Origin of the sequence: Streptomyces sp. NPDC059788 (genome assembly GCF_042732265.1) — a bacterium.
Lineage (GTDB): Bacteria > Actinomycetota > Actinomycetes > Streptomycetales > Streptomycetaceae > Streptomyces.
This window is the reverse complement of the sequence record NZ_JBHWHY010000117.1, coordinates 1-2419: the sequence shown is the minus strand read 5'-3', so window position 1 is coordinate 2419 and position 2419 is coordinate 1. Positions and strand designations below refer to the sequence as shown.

At 71.6% G+C, this 2419-nt stretch carries 3 protein-coding genes; 1 reads left to right on the top strand and 2 read right to left on the bottom strand.

Annotated features, from left to right (window positions below; translation table 11 throughout):
• Window positions 1-47: 47 nt before the first annotated feature.
• Both cynS and ACFV57_RS42625 read right to left on the bottom strand, forming a co-directional pair.
• On the bottom strand, window positions 48-524 hold the full coding sequence (gene cynS, locus ACFV57_RS42630; protein ID WP_385244684.1) for a cyanase: 477 nt from the start codon (window positions 522-524) through the stop codon (window positions 48-50).
• A gap of 40 nt (window positions 525-564) precedes the next feature.
• Complete coding sequence (locus ACFV57_RS42625) at window positions 565-1230, bottom strand: carbonic anhydrase (protein WP_385244682.1); 666 nt, start codon at window positions 1228-1230, stop codon at window positions 565-567.
• 133 nt (window positions 1231-1363) lie between these two features.
• On the opposite strand from ACFV57_RS42625, the gene cynR reads away from it, so the two are divergent.
• On the top strand, window positions 1364-2266 hold the full coding sequence (gene cynR, locus ACFV57_RS42620; protein WP_385244680.1) for a transcriptional regulator CynR: 903 nt from the start codon (window positions 1364-1366) through the stop codon (window positions 2264-2266).
• The last annotated feature ends 153 nt before the right edge of the window (window positions 2267-2419 follow it).

Here is a 2419-nt window from a genome sequence, read left to right as displayed (position 1 = left end):
CCGCCGTACCGCGCGGAGCCGGGCCTGCCGGGATACCGGCGGTGGGATCAGAACGGCTTGGCCGGAAGGTACTTGCCGTCCAGGGTGATCACCGCGCGGGAGCCGCCCTCCGGGTCGTCGACCTTCTGTATGTCCAGGCGGAAGTTGACGGCGCTGATGATGCCGTCGCCGAACTGCTCGTGGACCAGGGCCTTGAGGGTGGTTCCGTAGACCTGGAGCATCTCGTGGAAGCGGTAGAGGGTCGGGTCGGTGGGGATGCCGTCCGGGATGCTGCCGCGCAGCGGGACCGTCTGCAGCAGCCGCTCCGCGTCGTCGTCCAGGCCCAGGCGCTCGGCCACGGTCCGGGCGGCGTCGGCCGGCAGGGCGTGCTGGCCGAGGAGCGCGGCGGTGACGAAAACGACGGACAGGCCGGTGCCGTCGGCCAGGTCCTGCCAGGTCAGGTCCTTGCGGGTCTTGGCGTCGACGACGGCCACGGCCAGGTCGTGGCGGGCCTGCGGGTCGAGCTGGGCATGAAGGTGGGGCACGGGAAGGTCCTTCCGGGTCGGATGGTGCTCAGGAGAATGCTCAGGAGAGCGGGTTAAAGGTTCCGCTACGCGGGTCGAGGACGTCCACCGATCCGGTGCGGATGTCGTGGGTCCAGCCGTGCAGCGTCACCGCGTCCCGCGCGAGGGCGCGGGCCACGGACGGGTGGGTGGCCAGGTGGGCGAGCTGGTCGGTGACGTTGTCGTGGACGAGCGCCGTGACGGCGGCTTCCGTACCGCCGCCGGCCTTCGGGGCGCGGGCGGTTTCCGGGGCACGGACGGCTTCCGGGGCGCGGACGGCTTCCGGGGCGCGGGCGCCGAAGGGCCCGGCCGTGCGCAGCCAGCCGTCGAGGGCGGGCAGCCCCGTCAGGTCCTCGCCGGTGGCCAGGGCCGTCATCGCGCCGCATCCGGAGTGGCCGCACACGATCACGTCGGTGACGCCGAGCACCGCGAGCGCGTACTCGACGCTGGCGGACACCGCGTCGGGCTCCGGACCGTACACGGGAACGAGGTTCCCGGCCGTACGGATCACGAACAGCTCACCGGGCTCGGACTGGGTGAGCAGCTCGGGCACCACCCTGGCGTCGGAGCAGCCGATGAACAGCGCACCCGGCCGGTGGGTGGTGGCGAGCCGCTCGAAGAGCGCCGCCCGGGCGGGGTGGACAGCACGCCGAAAGCGCCGGACGCCGTCGGTGAGGTGGGGATGCACAGCTACTCCTTGCTGGGGGCGGACCGGCCCTGAAGCCGATGCCTCCACCATGCGTGACCTGCCGCTATAGCGTCCAAGACGTACACCTCATGACAGCTATCGGTGTCATCTATAACCGCTTACAGTGGCGGGTATGGCCCCGGAACTACGCCACCTCCGCTATCTGCTCGCGGTGGCCGAACACGCCAATTTCACCCGTGCGGCCGAAGCCCTGCACGTCTCCCAGCCCACGCTCTCCCAGCAGGTCCGACAGCTGGAGCGGGCCCTGAAGGTGCAGCTGCTCGACCGCACGGGCCGCACCGTACGGCTGACCGACGCCGGCCTGGCCTACGCCCATTACGCGCGAAGCGCCCTGCGCGACCTGGAGGCGGCGGAACGTGCCGTACTCGACGTACGGGACCTGTCACGCGGCACCCTGCGCCTGGCCACGACCCCGACCTTCACCGCGTACCTCGTCGGCCCGCTGGCCGGGGACTTCCACACACGGCACCCCAGCATCTCGCTCACCCTGCGCGAGATGCCGCAGGAACTCATGGAAGCGGCCCTGCTGGCCGACGAGCTGGACCTCGGCATCGCCTTCACCGGGCCCCACCTGCCCGGCGTCTGCGGCGACGCCCTGTTCACCGAAGCCCTCAGCCTGGTGGTCGGCCCCACCCACCCGTACGCGGCCCGGACGGCACCACTGCCCATCCGCTCCCTGCGGGACCATCACATGGCTCTGCTCAGCGCGGACTTCGCGACCCGCCTGCACATCGACACGCACTTCGGCCAACACGACGTCCGACCGCACATCGCGGTGGAGGCCAACTCCATCACCGCCCTCACCGAACTGGTCCGGCGCACCCCCCTGGCCACGGTCCTGCCCGACGCCATCGCCCGCGACCAGCCCGGCCTCCACCCCATCGCCCTCTCCCCCGCGCTCCCCGCCCGTACGGTGACGCTCCTGCGCCGCGAATCGGCCTATCGCAGCGCCGCGTCCACCGCCTTCACGAGGCTTGCCCGGGAGTGGGGGCGGGAGCAGGGGGGCGGAGGGTGAGGGCGGCGGACTCGCGGCGGGCTCCGGGAAGCGGCCCGCCGCGAGGACCGGGCCGGAAAACGCGAAAAGCCCCGCACCATACGGTGCGGGGCTTCCCACATTCAAAAATTGTTCGGCGGCGTCCTACTCTCCCACAGGGTCCCCCCTGCAGTA